Origin of the sequence: Blautia sp. MSJ-9, from assembly GCF_018919065.1 — a bacterium.
Classification (GTDB): Bacteria; Bacillota; Clostridia; order Lachnospirales; family Lachnospiraceae; genus Blautia_A.
In genome coordinates this window covers 49,000-63,437 of the sequence record NZ_JAHLQG010000040.1, presented here as the reverse complement: position 1 = coordinate 63,437, position 14,438 = coordinate 49,000, and the positions used below count along the sequence as shown (strand labels likewise).

Here is a 14,438-nt window from a genome sequence, read left to right as displayed (position 1 = left end):
TTAATTCAATTTGCTTTCGCAAAAATAGCCCCGGGTATAGGCCGGAGCTATTCGTTCATTTTCATAATTACGCTTTTCATACGGATAAAACTCCGCTGTCTGTTTATAACAGAACCGGTAATTATTCTTCTTCGTCTTCGAAATAGTCATCGAAGTCGTCATCAAAATCCTCTTCGAAATCTTCCAGATAATCTGGTGCAAAGAAGTGATATACAGCAAATGCGATACCTGCTACTGCTGCAACTGCGCCAATGATTGCCAGTACCCAGAGGACTGTATTTTTTTCTTTCTCTTCTTCTTTTTTGTTTAATGCTGCTAATAATTCTTCGATTTTAATGTTCATAATCGCACCATCCTCTCAATAGTCTGCCAGCTGACGCTACCGTTATAGATAGAATAGCTGTTAACACTTTTGCCGTCTGCTGTTTAATGAAATTATTATACCACTTTCTCTGTGATTTTACCATAAATATCTAAATTAAATTTGTTTTTGGATTTGCTTCTATACTTTTAAGGATTTTTTCTTTATAATAATACTCATATAAACCCAGAAGTTTCTGCTATAGCATATTTGAAAAGGGCTTTCCGCAAAGTGGGGCGTGCAGATTGCAGGAATGATTTTTCAAACACGCTTTAAGATTCGAATCGAACAGCAGATAACAATATTCCATTATCCACAGAAAGAAAGGTACAGAATTTTATGGTAGATACACTTTTATTTGATCTTGATAATACACTGCTTGATTTCAACCAGGCAGAAAAGATTGCAGTCAGTAAGACTCTGAAACATTTTCATATTGTCCCGGAAGATGCAATTTTGAAGCGTTACAGCGAATTGAATCTGGCGCAGTGGAAGCTGCTGGAACAGGGAAAGATTTCCAGAGAACAGGTGAAATTGCGGAGATTTCAAATCCTGTTTACAGAACTTGGGACTGATGCTCCGGCTGAGGAAGCAGCTCTGATGTATGAAACGCTGCTTGCACACGGACACTATTTTATAAACGGTGCAGAAGAGCTACTTGAAACACTTTATGGAAAATACCGGATGTATCTGGTTACGAACGGTACCTTGAGTGTGCAGAAAGGCAGACTCAAAAGCTCCGGGATTTCCACATATTTCGAGGATATTTTTATCTCGGAGGAACTTGGATATAATAAGCCAAGTGTGGAATATTTCAACTGCTGCTTCTCGAAAATCCCGGATTTTCATAGAGAAACTGCTGTTATCATCGGTGACAGTCTGACCTCGGATATTCAGGGTGGGATCAATGCTGGGATCCGCACAATCTGGTTTAATCCTAACCATGAAAAAGCTTCAGATGTTATTCCTGATTATAAGTTTGATAAACTTCTGGAATTGCCTGGACTCTTATCCAACCTTTAAATGCTACTATTATATAGAATGCTATATAACACTGCCTAATGCTATTAGGCAGGTACAATAACGAAGATATTTCAAAAAACTCTGGTCATCCTGAAATTTTTTCAGACTGCCAGAGTTTTTTCTTAATTTTCGCTATACTAGAGCGTGTTTGAAAAAGGCTTTCTGCAAGATATGCGTCACGATTTGTAGGAGATTTTGTTCGGATGAGGCGTCGTAGCGTGCTACGACAACCGAATTCAGGCAAAATATACCGCAATCAGCACGCTCTAGTTAATTTATGAAGCTATATCCAACTGCTGAATCGTAATTTTATCTGTCAGAGACAGATACATCTCTTCTCCTGTCCGGAGATTCGTCCAGCCAACATGTTCATTTCCACAGATATAACCATTCAGATCATTGACATGCACATCCTTTATTTCTAATGCTACTTCTCCTTTATCATTATACAGGGAGCAACTTCCTGAATAATCCGATTCTATATCCTCCTCGTCATCTTTTGTAGCATTTTCTATAAATAATCCTTCTTCCAGAATACAATAGTTACTGTTTACCGGCATTTTGACAGGTGCCAGAACCTGTGAAAATTTATCATCCAGAACATAATACCAGCCAGAGTTTGTCACAACCCAATATTCACCGTTGGCATATTGAATATTTTCGACACCTCTTCCGTTATCCAATTTTTTAACGGTATTTCCTGAATTATCAACAACTTCATTATCTTTCAGCACATATTTCTCATTCAAACGGATTCCGCCGCTGGTGTCTGTGTTCTCCTGAGAATCTAAGATTTCCAGATATTCATCATCCGTAATCAATTTTCCTTTGCTTACGTCAATAGTTCCGCTTGTCTCCTGACTGTCTCCATTTTTATACCCACATGTATATGCATAATAGTCACTGTAATAACTCTGCTCCTCGTCCAGGTTCCAGATTTTCTCTATCGTGGGGTCATCGCCTTTCTTATACAGTGTAATATATCCGCCCTCCAGGAGTTTCTTACTGGTTCCATCTGGTTTCACCCACTCAAGAACCTGATAATCGCCATGCTCGAAATCAGAATAAAAAGTTTTTCTCAGAACATTTCCGCTTGGTGTTATATCATAATAAACACATCTTTCCTGGTCATCTGTCTGCTTCTGATTTTTAAAGAGAATACTTCCATCTTTGTTCAAAACCACATGATATTCGCCTTCCAGCATTCCAACCGTAAGTGAACTCATTCCCTCTTCATTTAATGCACTTCCCACATTCACAGCAGCCAGTGCGAACATATTGTAAACTTTTCCTTTATCATCCGAAAGGGCATAGATATACTGCTCCGTAATATCGCCAAGCTGGTCATTTAAGTCTGTATCATCCCCCTCCTCTTCATCCATATTCCAATCTTCGTCCGTATCTGCGTCCTGATCCGGATTTCCCAGCACTGCCGTTACATCTTCAATGCCGATTGCTTCCAGCAGACGACTTTTTGCCTGATAAAGTTTCTGGTATCTTTCTGTCTTTTTCTGATTAATTGCTTCTGTTCTGGCACTGCACTTTTCTGCCATGATCCAGGTATCGTATGAGTCCATTTCTGTAAGATCTTCCACCAGCAGACTTTGGTTTTTCAATGCCTGCAGACGTTCATCTAATATCTCTTTTACAATCGTATATCCTTCTTCCGCTTCAATCTTATCGAACATCTGACCAATATTTCCATATGTTCTGGACAGAATATATTTTTCATTTACCTGTAATGGGATCATACTGTCTGCTACCATGGTTGTCTCATGAAGACTTGCATCCCAGTTTTCCAACATTTTTACAAAAGTATACCCGGCTGCCACAGCCACGCTTCGTAATTCCTGGCCAAGTTCATTATCTTCGAGTAAAGCTCCAACCCCTCTTCCAACGGCATAGTTCTTTAATGGACTGCCTCCCAGTCGATATTCTGCCTCTTCTACAAGAACATTTTTCAGATTAGGATCCCACTGATTAAGAATCTGATAAAGATTTTCTGTGGTATTCAGTACCATATCAAATTCATCATCCTCCATTCCATCTTCATCAACACTTTTTGCTCTTGCAATAATATATTCATCCAGCGCAGAAGCCTCATCCTCATAAGCACTTTCATATATTTTCTTCAGTTCTTTTTTCTGTTTCTTGGTAAAGTTGTCTGGTAAGATACTTTTGTTAAAATGTGGTTTCAATAATTCTTTGTCAGCACTTTTTGTTCCATTCACTGAAACCACCTGTGATTTCCCCTGATAAAAGTTTTTGACAGCTACCGCCGAAACAATCACAACAACGCATGCCACACCTGCTATTAAAATGCAACTTGCTTTTCCCTTCTTTTTCCGCTCTTTACTTTTTAGATGTTCTTTGTTCTTTACTTTCTTATCTGTTCTGTTTCTGTCCTGGACTTTTTCGTTTTTTATTTTTTGCTTATTTACATTTTCTGCTTTTATTTTTACATTCTTTGTTTTTTTTATATTTTCTACGGCTGTCTCAAGAGAAGCACCGCAGTTCGGACAGAAGCTTCCTTTTTTCACTTTAATTTCTTTTCCGCATTTGGGACAAAACATAACCTCACTCCTTCTCTTTTTTATAATTTTTATTCTCCTGCACTGTTTTTCATTTTTGTTATGGTTATTTCACTTTCACAGTTTTTACACTACTCCATGTGGAGTAATATCTTTTACCGTTTGTTGTCTTATACGTACGGATGCGTACACAATAATTTTTCTTACTGTTCAGTTTTTTCAGAGTTACCTGTGTGGTTTTGCCTTTGATCGTCAGCGACTGTGCATTTTTCATGTTCTTTGATCTGCTGTACTGGATTTCATATCCGCTGACGGATTTCGCAATGTTCCAGGAAACAGTCAGTTTTCCTTTTGCTCTGGATTTCAGTGTAAGTTTCTGTGTATTTAACGGACGTACTGTGACTGTCAGTTTGACCGGCTCCATTGAAAAGTAGTTCTTTTCCCCGGTTGTGGTAATAATGATCGTAGCTTTTCCCGGTTTCTTTGGAATGAAACTGTTGCCAGAAATTTCCACAATCGCAGGACTGGTAGAGGTACAGGTTATTTTCGCATCTGTCAGAATGCGTTCCATGATATCCTGTTTTCCACTTCCCATATTTACCGTCTTACTTTTTGCTGTTATTTCAGGAGAAGCTGGTTTGATCTCAAAACTTGTGGTAACAGATCCTGTATATTTTCCTATACCAGTGATAGTCACTTTTGCAGTTCCGGCATTTACATTATTGCTGTAGGTTAACGTATAATCCTGTCCTTCTGTCAGTTTGTTCTCTAACCACGCAACGATCACATCCGGTTCATGAGCGGTACCATCATAGGTTTCTTCATTATCCATAACAATGTAGTCGCATTTTCCAACGGCAATCTTATCTTTATTTGCATCATCCTGGGATTTAGCTACAATTTTAAATGTAATCGTCAATGTACCAGTATAATTTCCTGTTCCTTTTATGATTGCAGTTGCAGTACCAACTTCAATATTATTTTCGTATGAAACTGTATAATCAGTTCCTTCTGTCAGATCTTCTGTTTCTGAGGATACCTGAACTTTTGGTTTAATCTCAGAACCGGTATAAGTAAAATTATCTCCTCCGATTCCAACTGTGTAACCGCTGATATCTTTCAGTTCCGTATTTTTTTTGATAACATTAACTGGTCGTTCAATTACACCTGTGTAATCACCCCTTCCGGTAATAATAAGAGTTCCGGTTTTTGCGCCCACACTGCCTCTGTATGTTACAATAAAGTCTACGGACTTCGTCAGAACTTTTCCATCCAGATTCACAGTTACCTGCGGCATATCCATCCTTTTTCCATAATCTATTACATTTCCGGAAATCGTAACTTCCGCTTTACTGAGATCTTTTGTTTTGGCTCCTGCTTTTTTAATCGTAAAGTTCAGAATAATACGGCCATTATAAGTACCTTTTCCGTAAATATATGCAATTGCTGTACCAGGACTGTCATTTCCTACATAGCTGACTGTATAATCCTGATTCAGTTTCAGTGTTCTTTCTCCAAATTTTACGATGATATTTGGTTCTGCCGGATGACCATCGTAAATAACAGTATCATTTTCCAGACTTGCTGTGCATTCACTTAAAAGCGGCGGAATGATGTAAAACTGTCTCTGGATCACATCATTTCGGTAGTTTCCCATACCCTGAATCGTATTCCAGGAATGTCCTGGCTTGTCGTTATATTTATAGGTAACTTGGTAATCTTTTCCTTCTACCAGAGTTTTGTCTCCGTCTTTCACTACATATTTAGGTGTGTAAGCTGTTCCCTCATAGTAGTAAAAAGGTCCTTCCGGATCTATGACTGTACAATTTGAAAAATTGCGAGGCGATATGGTAAATGTAACTTTGCAGGTTCCTGTAAAGCTTCCTTTTCCGGTAATCGTCACCTCCGGTGTTCCTGCATTTACAAGGTCTTTGGAATATGTAACGATATAGTTCTTCGAATCGACCAGCTTGTTATTTATATACACACCGGAAACTGTCGGTTTGTGTGATTTTCCATCATATTCATAGCCATATTTAGAAAGAAGCACATAGGCTTTACTGATATCTGTTTTGTCCGATGTGTCCGGTTTCGTTGGATTATCTGGCTGCGTTGGTTTGTCCGGCTCCGCTGGTTTCTCTGTCGGGGCCAAAGCAATTTTGAAGCTGGTGTCAATATAACTTTCATAATTATTTATTCCACTAATCGTTGCTTTGGCAGTCCCTACATTCACGTTATTTTTATATGTAACCGTATAGTCCTTCCCCTCTGTCAGTGTTCTGTCACCGTCTTTAACTATGAAGCCCGGTTTCTGTTTCTTTCCATTATAGATGACGGAATCTTCCTTCGGTGTAACTGTACATCCAGCTTTTAAACTCTTTTTATTGATTGTAAAATTGCTCTTTAAAGTTCCTGTATAACTGCCGATTCCTGTTACAGTGGCTGTATGCTGTCCTGCATTAATGAAATCACTGTCGTAGTTGACCGTATAATCTTTTCCTTTCTCAAGATCCTGCCATTTGCCTCCTGAAAGAGTCTGAAGGATTGTCTGCGGTTTCTGTTCCCTGCCATTATAAGTGGCGCTGTAAGGAGAAAATGTGATTTTAAATTCATTATTGTCCAGTGCCTGCATATTGACGTAAAGTTCAATATTGATAACTGCTTCCGAATTATATTTTGCAGCGATCGTCAGAGTTACTTTACCTGATTTTTTTGTTGTGATAACTGCATGACTTTCATCTGTCTGGCTTACAGATAAGATACTTTCATCTGAACTGCTGACCACGCAATCATCCAGTGCATCCAGATCGCTGGTCCAATTCTTATGCTGTGTTTCCCACTCTATTTCATAGCTCTGTCCGTTAGAAAATTTCTGTCCGGATTCCAGTACACGTTTTGAGTTTGCATTTTTGAAATAAACTCTGCCGATTCCTGTAGGCACCATTGCGCTTCCCAGATCCTGATTACAGTTTATGCACTTTCTTGTTACCCTGCCATCGGTTGCTTTTCCGTATACAGGCTGATGACCATTGACAATCTTCACTGCCCGGTTTGAAGAAAGAGAGGACAGGTTAATCTCGTAAAATACATTTACATTATCATGCCAGGTATACCAGATCAGTTTTCCATTAATAATAGAAGGTGCACAGTCTGAAAGGTTTCCAGTCATACTGTAGGTACTTCCCACCTGATTTCCATTTCCGTCCAGCACTGTATAGTAAACAGTTCCGCGGTTTGACCACATCAGCATAAACTGGTTGCTGCCAGTTTTAATCAGGTATGGTGTGGATGCACTGTCTTCACCGGAATAATTGGTGAAATATTTTACAGTCGGCTGTGTGCCTGATTTGGATACAGAAGCTACAAATACATTTCGTGAAGAATACATTCCGCTGCTGTCATAGTTTCCTGCTGTCAGATATGCGGAATCTGAATATTCAAATCCTCCCACTGAAGCACCTGTATAATTTCCTCCGCCTTCCGGAAAATCCATAAAGTGGACTTCTTCACATCCGTTTTCCTGTGATTTCGGTGCGAATTTACCTCCGCTTAAATCCGAAGGATATTTCAGCATCACAAGTGCTCTCGGATGACTGTCTCCCTGATCAAGTCCTACAAGTTTCCCATTGTCAACCTGGATAAACTGGTTAAAAGAATGGGTAACATAGCCATACTTTGTGCCAAGCGCACTTCCATACTGATCTGCCAGTGTCATATTGGAAGTGTCAATAGAAAATGTAAGATTGGACTGATGATTCCGTCCATCAACCACATTTTTATACATGGTACGACAGGTTCTCACATACAGATAGTTTCCATTCATTGTCATTCGCGCGGATCCATCCTCAAACGGATGCACTGTATTGATTCCTTCTGTGTTGCTGGTAAGACTGCAATATCCCTGTACGTTCCAGTTTTTGGAGTATTTGGTCACACGGTAAACTTCTCTGCTTTTATCCTGATCGTCATTGTTCTGCCCTGTCAGAATATAATAGTTGCTGCCACTTTCGTAAAATGCGCCAAACAGAGGAAGCGCAAGTGGAACAGTAACTGTTCGCTGAATGTTATAGGAGTTATCGTAATACTCTACCAGAACCTTGTCACTGATCGCTCCTGCCTGAACGCGCATCAGGCCACCATCCGGGCTAGTAGTCAGATAGGAACTGATACGGTGGCCATACATGTCGTAATCCTGTGCTTCTACACTGTTTCCAGTGTACACATTACAGGTGGTTTTTACATTCGGGTCTGCCTCTATGTCTGCTTCCACTGCTGAATCTTTCATTCTGGCTTCCAGAGTATTATCCACCGGTCCTGCCACTACTTCTTCATCTACTCCCGGAATTTCCTCTTCTGAGGAAAACTCTTCCATTTCACTTTCATCTGTATCAGAAAATTTCTCTTCTCCGGTGCCAAATGCATCCTCTTCGCTTTCTTCTGTGCTGTCCTGATCTGTAAGCTCTTCGCCTGTTTCTTCCTGTACCGGAACTTCCTCTACAGATGCCGGACCAGAGGAAAATTCTGCTGCACTTGCAGATGAAGTTCCAAGCATGCATACGGAGAGAATAATAGATAAAGATTTCACTGTTTTGTTCTTCATAAAACTGTTCTCCTTCTCGTAAATTGTTTGTAAGATTTTAACCTGGCTGGTATCTGTAATCTACCAGATCCATGAGAAATCCTGTAATAAACTGCTGAATATAACCAGAAAGTTCCTGACAGGATTTTCCTTTTGCGTTGTCGGAAATTTCTTCTGTTGCCTGAAAAAGTGGTTCAAGCATTCTCTCCCGTTCTTTTAGAGGAAGATCTTCCAGCTCTTTCACTGCTATTTTCTGCCGCTCTTCCATTGTCTCAATCGCATAGCGAAGTTCCAGACAGGTCGTCGTCAGATATCTCTGAAACTGCTCACTATGCTGTTTTTTACAGTTATCTGCTACGTACTTATAACATTCCAGCTCTTTCTGCAACAGTTCAATCTCTCTCTGATAGGGCTTATCCATGTTTCTCACCTCCCGGCTTTTTCTTTTGTGTCTTATTTTAATCCAGATAAATATTAATAAACTCTTTCTGCTGGGTAGTTGGATTAATAAAAAATACATACATATACCAGTCGTTTTCTGTATTAATAAAATAGGAACTGTTATTCTTTACTTCCGTCATATATTTCGTACCATTGCTGCAATAAATTCCTTTTATCTTCCATCCTTTTGCGGGTTTTACTGAAATCTTCTGGTTCTTTTTTGCATATTTCCGGTAAGAAAGATGAATTTCATCTGTCTTTTTGAATTTATTTGCAGTCATGGTTGTAGAACCAAGTTTGATGTATGTAAGTGGGCATACATATTTTCTGGCAATAAATTTTGTTTTGTAAGTTTTTCCGTTTACTCTGCAGGAAATAATTGCAGTTCCAGCTTTATGCGGATAGACATTTAAAGTTGTTGTGCCAGACTTTTCTCCCTCTGTAAATGGAGTAGCAACCGCTGTGTTGCTTGATTTTATATCTGTAATTTTATATTTAGGATCCGGATGTCCAAAAGTTCCTGCCCATCCAATAGAGGTATATTCCGGAAACTGTGTTTTCTTCGGATTCAGGGTATACACGACTGTTTTTTGGAACTCAATTACTTTGGGCTGTTCTATATATCCCCAATAGGTAGCGTTTACCTGTAATGGAATTGCGACAAGGATCAATACGACTGCCAGCATTGTTGTGATTACTTTTTTTAATGTTTTCTTCATACTATTTGTTCTCCTTTATGTTTTTTTTATTGTTTTCACTATATAGACAATGTGAAGTTCGAAAAAGTTTTAAGATTTTTAAAATTTTTTCAAATTATTTTTTCTGTTCTTCTTTTTCTCTCGTACCTTCCTTTCATGTCAATTTTTTGCTTTTATTATAGATGTTTAATCATCTATATTCAAGACTGTGTAAGAGAAATCTGCTTTATATTTTCCTCTTTTCACTATACTGACAGGTGAAACTCGAAAAAGGTTTTATCTTTTTTGAAATTTTTTCTGAAAAACCCCAAAAGTCTGCTTGCAGGATTCTCTGCCTGCGGCTGGACGCTTCAGTGACATAAAAAAATGCTCCAGATAGAATTTTCCTTCCATCTGAAGCATTTTTTACTTTATTCCGTTTTCTGTTTTGTTATCATTTTTATTTATACTTATCTTTCAGGTAAGCATCCTTATCAAATTCCCCGAACTGGTTCTTGCTTGTATGTTTGATCTGATACATTGCAAAATCAGAATATGTCTTAAGTTCCTGATAAATTCTGCCGTCATCCGGATACCAGGCAATTCCGGCAGACATTCGGATCGGAAGTTCTGTATGATCCGGGAGGTGAATAGAAACCTTTCTGATTCCCTCCTTCAAATTTCGGATGCATTCCCTGATCTCGTCTTTGTTCTGATATCCATAAAAGAAGATGTTGAATTCATCACCGGAACGTCTGCAGATCATCGTAGATTCCGGAGTATATTTCCCGAAACATTCTGCAGCAGTCCTGATGTATTTGTCTCCATAATCATGACCATATGTATCGTTTACATGCTTCAGTTCATCCAGGTCGATCATGACCAATGCAGCTGTCTTTAACACTGTCTTTTCATGATCAAACATTTCTGTCATGATCCGGTTGAATGCCCTGCGATTGAGAAGCCCTGTCAGCAAATCGTGATCCCGCTCATATTCAATGTTTTCTTTCTCAATGGCCGTATCAGTAATATCCTCTACCAGTCCAATACACCTTACATCATTATATTTCAGAGTTATCCTGATATATTTCCATGTTTCTGTGTTGTCATCTTCTGTAACTTTCAGACTTTCCTGACTGATATCACTGCCAGTTTTACTGAAATCATCAACCTTAATATATGTATTTGTATCCTGTTCTCCAGACTCAGTATCTGCTTTCGAAACTTCCACGGTTGTATTTTTGACTGGAATTTTATACAGTATCTCATCCTCTCTGCCTGCCGAATGCTGCTTATATTTATCCAGTGAATCCAGGATATCCCTGAATTCTTTTTCCGTCAGGGAAGTCACACTCTGTTGTTCAAGTCCCAGCATATCAAAGAAACTGCCTGTAATAAACACACTGTCTTCTTCACTGTTTATCTCAAAAACTGCCAGATGCAGATTCGCCGCATTCACAATATACGAAAATCTCTCTGCCGCATACAACGTTTCTCTGTTGAGGTGTTCCAGCTCCGATGCCATCAGGTCAATTTCGCGGATTCCTGTCCTGGAGAATTCTATCCTGCTGAACGGCTTCATCTTTCGCACACTCTTTGTCAGTGCAGTTACTGGTCTGGAAATATACAGACTGATCAGAATACCGCCCACAATACCTGCGATCAGTGTTGCAAGAGTTCCACGAATCAGTGTTTTCTCTACTGTGCTGGAGAAACGGAAGAGATTCTTTTCCCTTACGATTCCTGTTAATACCCAGCGTTGCTGCTCGAACGGTGTATTGGTATTGTATAAAGTCAGATATTCTACATCGCAATAGATATCTTCATCCATATCATTCTGTATGAGCTGTCTGTTCTTCTCTGTATAAATTTCTGTAACTTTCTTATCTCCATTGACCATGCTGTAATCAGCTCCGCTGATCAGAACATTTGTAATCTCTGTATCGCTTTCTTTCTCAATTCCAAGAAGATAAGAACCTGCGTCTTTGTCTTTCAGTTCTTCTGACGGAAGCATATCTTCCAGATAACTCAGTGACAGTTCAACTCCAAGTACACCATAAACAGTTCCATCTTCCAGTATCAGCGGTACAGAATAGGAAATCACTTCCTGATCATTGGCAAAAAGCTGATAAGGTTCGCTCCAGTATCCCATGTCAGAAGCTTCCAGTTCTGTTCTCTCGTCCATGCCAAGCGCTGCCTGATACGGCTCATACAGGTATGCTCCGTACTGCTGCATATCCTCAAATGCGAACTGCGGTTTCCATCCACTGTCCAGACTGACATTCATGTTCTTGACGATTTCTGTTGGTGCATATTCCAGCAGGAGGTCCGTATTCCTGTCCGAATAACTGGATTTCGGGTCATAATCCCGGACATAGATTCCGGGCTTGTTTTTGTATATTCCTTTTTCTGAAAGTTCCTCCAGATTGTCTGTATTGACGACAATAAATGCACCGGTGACCTTATTGCTTCGCAGCATATTCAGCAGAGGATCTGAAACAGCATCCAGAAACGCAAAGCAATCCTTTGAGCTGTCATCCAGAGTATCTATGGAGATCCGGCCGGACTGCAGCAGATCTTCTGTGATCTGATTGATCTTGATGACCGTGCTGTCTACTTTTGACCATCTGGTAAGCATTTCATTCTGCAGGTATCTCTGTCTGTTTAAAACTCTCTCATGAAGAACTTCTATCTCATTGTTTTCCATATACCGGATCAGGCCGCCGCCGAAAACAGAACCTGCCAGCAGTGAAATTTCCACTAAGATCAGCACCAGCATAGGAACTAACAATTTCAGATATAAAGGTCTGTTTTTTGTTTTCATTTAATTAGCTTCTCCAAGGCTTCTTTTGTCTCCTGGTACCATTTCTCAAAGCATTCATCACCTGCAAATTCTGCGGATGCCTGTTCCAGTGTCTGTCCTTTCTGCAAATTCTCTACAACAGTTTTTCTGTCTTCTGCAGCTTTATCAGACATGGAATATTCCAGAATACTTCTTGCATTTTTACCATTTTCAAAGGCTTTCGTTGTATATAAAGTGTTATGATTCACTGTATCGATTGCAGCTTTCACAATGGAAAAAGTACGGTCTGTTTCATTCAGTGATGTGTCCTTTTCAATTGTTTCCAGATTATTGGCTTCTTTTGTAACGGGCATATATCCGGAATCCAGGGAGAACTGAATGTTTCGTTCATCCTGAGTAAACCATTTGAGGAATTCTACGGATGCTTCTATCTGTTCTTCCGGCTCATCTTCTGTCTTCGTGACCACCATTCCTGCACCCTGCTGCACGGCATAGTGCTCACCGCCTTCAAATTCCGGGCATTCCATTGCTTCCATCTCGATCGGATAACGCTCCGTGTCATCGACAGTTACCTGATCCGGCAGGAATGTAGCTCCTGAGGATGCTCCTGTAAATGCAATGATATTGCCAGTCTTGATATCGTCACTTCGGAATTTACCCGATGCTGCGAAATAGCCCTTTACAAATGGAACATAATAGTTATCCCAGATCTTTCGGATCACATCTTTGTCAAAATTCAGCTTTGCTTTTCCATCTTCTACAGAAAAAATCTCTGTACCAAGCTGTCGGGCGCCTATGAGGAAATAATTTGCCATGGCGTCTCTGCCGAAAAATGCTTTTCCGTCGTTGGCTTTGGGCGTCTGACTGTCTGTCCATTCATAGTAATCCTGAGCAGTTTTTGTCAGGCCCTCAATTGTTTTCAGATCATTGATGTCTGCACCTGTTGCTTCTGCAAATTTATCCCAGTCGGTCTTGTTCAGCATGAAAATCTCTGTGGATTTTGCCACCGGGAAGATCTTGATGCTTCCATCGCCGGAAAGTTCACCTTCTTCTATGTAGCTGTTTACAAATTTATCAATTTCTTCCTGAGACAGGTATGGCTTCAGATCTGCAACATAACCCAGCTTATCTACTGCATAGGCAGTGTCTACATAAGCGGCGAAAATGTTTGGAAGCTCATTTGCTCCGACTTTATGATTTACGGTATCGAGTACACTCTGCTCCAGATCATAGACTGTTCCGAGACTGTGGCTCTCTACCAGGATTCCTTTTTCGTTTCCTACTGTATCATTAAATTCACTGACCAGCTTGTCAAAAGCTTTGAGCTGCTGGCCATTGTAATAATTCCATACTGTTACAAGAGTTGGTTCATCATGACTGGACTCTGAAACAGATGCCAGTTCACTACTCATGCCGCATCCGCTTAACAGCAAAACTGCGCTCAAACCTGCACATAATAATTTCTTTCGATAGTTCTTCATATTTCTTATACTTTCTCCATTGTGCTGATATTGCTCTGTCAGACATCCAAAATCATCTATATTCCCTCAACTATACAACAACAATATCCATCTGATTCCTACTTTACTACAATTATAAAAAATATTCTACCTGAAATCTAAACATAAACGTCCAAAATTGTTTTATATTCAAAACAAATCTACAAAAGAAGAGCCATGCCGGAAGTTATCATTACTTCTTTGCATGGCTCTTCAGATGGCAGTATATTTTTGAGGTTATACTTTTTTGTGTATAGTATCTTATTTAATAAAGCTTACGTGTTTACAGATCTCTTCAATGGCTTTTTCTTTTCTTTCATTGAAGATCACTTTGTTTTCTTCGAAAAGATTGCGTCCTTCTGTATCGATGGATACGATCAGAGGTCCGAATTCTTTTACGCGACAGTGCCATAATGTTTCTGGCATTCCCAGATCTCTCCACTGAGCATCTACAATCTCTTCTACTTCTGTAGCTGCTACTACTCCGTTTCCTGCAGGGAATACACAATGGATCGCTTTGTACA

At 39.7% G+C, this 14,438-nt stretch carries 9 protein-coding genes and 2 pseudogenes; 2 read left to right on the top strand and 9 right to left on the bottom strand.

What is annotated here, in order from left to right; translation table 11 throughout:
• Nucleotides 1-121: 121 nt before the first annotated feature.
• Complete coding sequence (locus tag KQI87_RS11340) at nucleotides 122-343, bottom strand: hypothetical protein (protein ID WP_117674416.1); 222 nt, start codon at nucleotides 341-343, stop codon at nucleotides 122-124.
• 250 nt (nucleotides 344-593) lie between these two features.
• Here KQI87_RS11340 and KQI87_RS17560 point away from each other — a divergent pair.
• Both KQI87_RS17560 and KQI87_RS11335 read left to right on the top strand, forming a co-directional pair.
• A pseudogene (locus KQI87_RS17560) lies at nucleotides 594-707 on the top strand (DUF6783 domain-containing protein); the annotation flags it as partial.
• Entirely contained in the window at nucleotides 701-1,384 is a 684-nt protein-coding gene (locus tag KQI87_RS11335; RefSeq protein WP_216460250.1) for a YjjG family noncanonical pyrimidine nucleotidase, read from the top strand. The pseudogene KQI87_RS17560 and the gene KQI87_RS11335, both read left to right, overlap by 7 nt.
• Before the next feature lie 85 nt (nucleotides 1,385-1,469).
• Here KQI87_RS11335 and KQI87_RS17280 read toward each other — a convergent pair whose 3' ends face one another.
• From KQI87_RS17280 to KQI87_RS11300, 8 genes and pseudogenes are all read right to left on the bottom strand, one after another.
• The gene (locus KQI87_RS17280; RefSeq protein ID WP_334300739.1) at nucleotides 1,470-1,628 is read right to left on the bottom strand and encodes a DUF6783 domain-containing protein; all 159 of its coding nucleotides are present in this window, start codon (nucleotides 1,626-1,628) and stop codon (nucleotides 1,470-1,472) included.
• Nucleotides 1,629-1,659: 31 nt separating this feature from the next.
• Nucleotides 1,660-3,957 (bottom strand): zinc ribbon domain-containing protein, encoded by a 2,298-nt coding sequence (locus KQI87_RS11330; RefSeq protein WP_216460249.1) that lies wholly within the window; start codon nucleotides 3,955-3,957, stop codon nucleotides 1,660-1,662.
• A gap of 64 nt (nucleotides 3,958-4,021) precedes the next feature.
• Nucleotides 4,022-8,515: a fibronectin type III domain-containing protein gene (locus KQI87_RS11325; protein WP_216460248.1), complete on the bottom strand. Its 4,494-nt coding sequence runs from the start codon at nucleotides 8,513-8,515 to the stop codon at nucleotides 4,022-4,024.
• Nucleotides 8,516-8,552: 37 nt separating this feature from the next.
• A complete protein-coding gene (locus tag KQI87_RS11320) occupies nucleotides 8,553-8,915 on the bottom strand; it encodes a hypothetical protein (protein WP_216460247.1) in 363 nt (120 codons plus the stop codon).
• 37 nt (nucleotides 8,916-8,952) lie between these two features.
• Nucleotides 8,953-9,654, bottom strand: a complete 702-nt coding sequence (locus tag KQI87_RS11315; protein WP_216460246.1) for a hypothetical protein — start codon at nucleotides 9,652-9,654, stop codon at nucleotides 8,953-8,955.
• A gap of 418 nt (nucleotides 9,655-10,072) precedes the next feature.
• Entirely contained in the window at nucleotides 10,073-12,436 is a 2,364-nt protein-coding gene (locus KQI87_RS11310) for a sensor domain-containing diguanylate cyclase (protein ID WP_216460245.1), read from the bottom strand.
• Entirely contained in the window at nucleotides 12,433-13,896 is a 1,464-nt protein-coding gene (locus KQI87_RS11305) for an extracellular solute-binding protein (protein WP_216460244.1), read from the bottom strand. The genes KQI87_RS11310 and KQI87_RS11305 overlap by 4 nt, the downstream gene beginning before the upstream one ends.
• A 279-nt stretch (nucleotides 13,897-14,175) precedes the next feature.
• Nucleotides 14,176-14,436 (bottom strand): annotated as a pseudogene (locus tag KQI87_RS11300) (fumarate hydratase C-terminal domain-containing protein); the annotation flags it as partial.
• Nucleotides 14,437-14,438: the final 2 nt, after the last annotated feature.

What these genes read in the sequence shown, in the direction of transcription:
- KQI87_RS11340 (WP_117674416.1), bottom strand. Translation starts at nt 343, where the DNA reads ATGAACATTAAAATCGAAGAATTATTAGCAGCATTAAACAAAAAAGAA.
- KQI87_RS11335 (WP_216460250.1), top strand. Translation starts at nt 701, where the DNA reads ATGGTAGATACACTTTTATTTGATCTTGATAATACACTGCTTGATTTC.
- KQI87_RS11330 (WP_216460249.1), bottom strand. Translation starts at nt 3,957, where the DNA reads ATGTTTTGTCCCAAATGCGGAAAAGAAATTAAAGTGAAAAAAGGAAGC.
- KQI87_RS11325 (WP_216460248.1), bottom strand. Translation starts at nt 8,515, where the DNA reads ATGAAGAACAAAACAGTGAAATCTTTATCTATTATTCTCTCCGTATGC.
- KQI87_RS11320 (WP_216460247.1), bottom strand. Translation starts at nt 8,915, where the DNA reads ATGGATAAGCCCTATCAGAGAGAGATTGAACTGTTGCAGAAAGAGCTG.
- KQI87_RS11315 (WP_216460246.1), bottom strand. Translation starts at nt 9,654, where the DNA reads ATGAAGAAAACATTAAAAAAAGTAATCACAACAATGCTGGCAGTCGTA.
- KQI87_RS11310 (WP_216460245.1), bottom strand. Translation starts at nt 12,436, where the DNA reads ATGAAAACAAAAAACAGACCTTTATATCTGAAATTGTTAGTTCCTATG.
- KQI87_RS11305 (WP_216460244.1), bottom strand. Translation starts at nt 13,896, where the DNA reads ATGAAGAACTATCGAAAGAAATTATTATGTGCAGGTTTGAGCGCAGTT.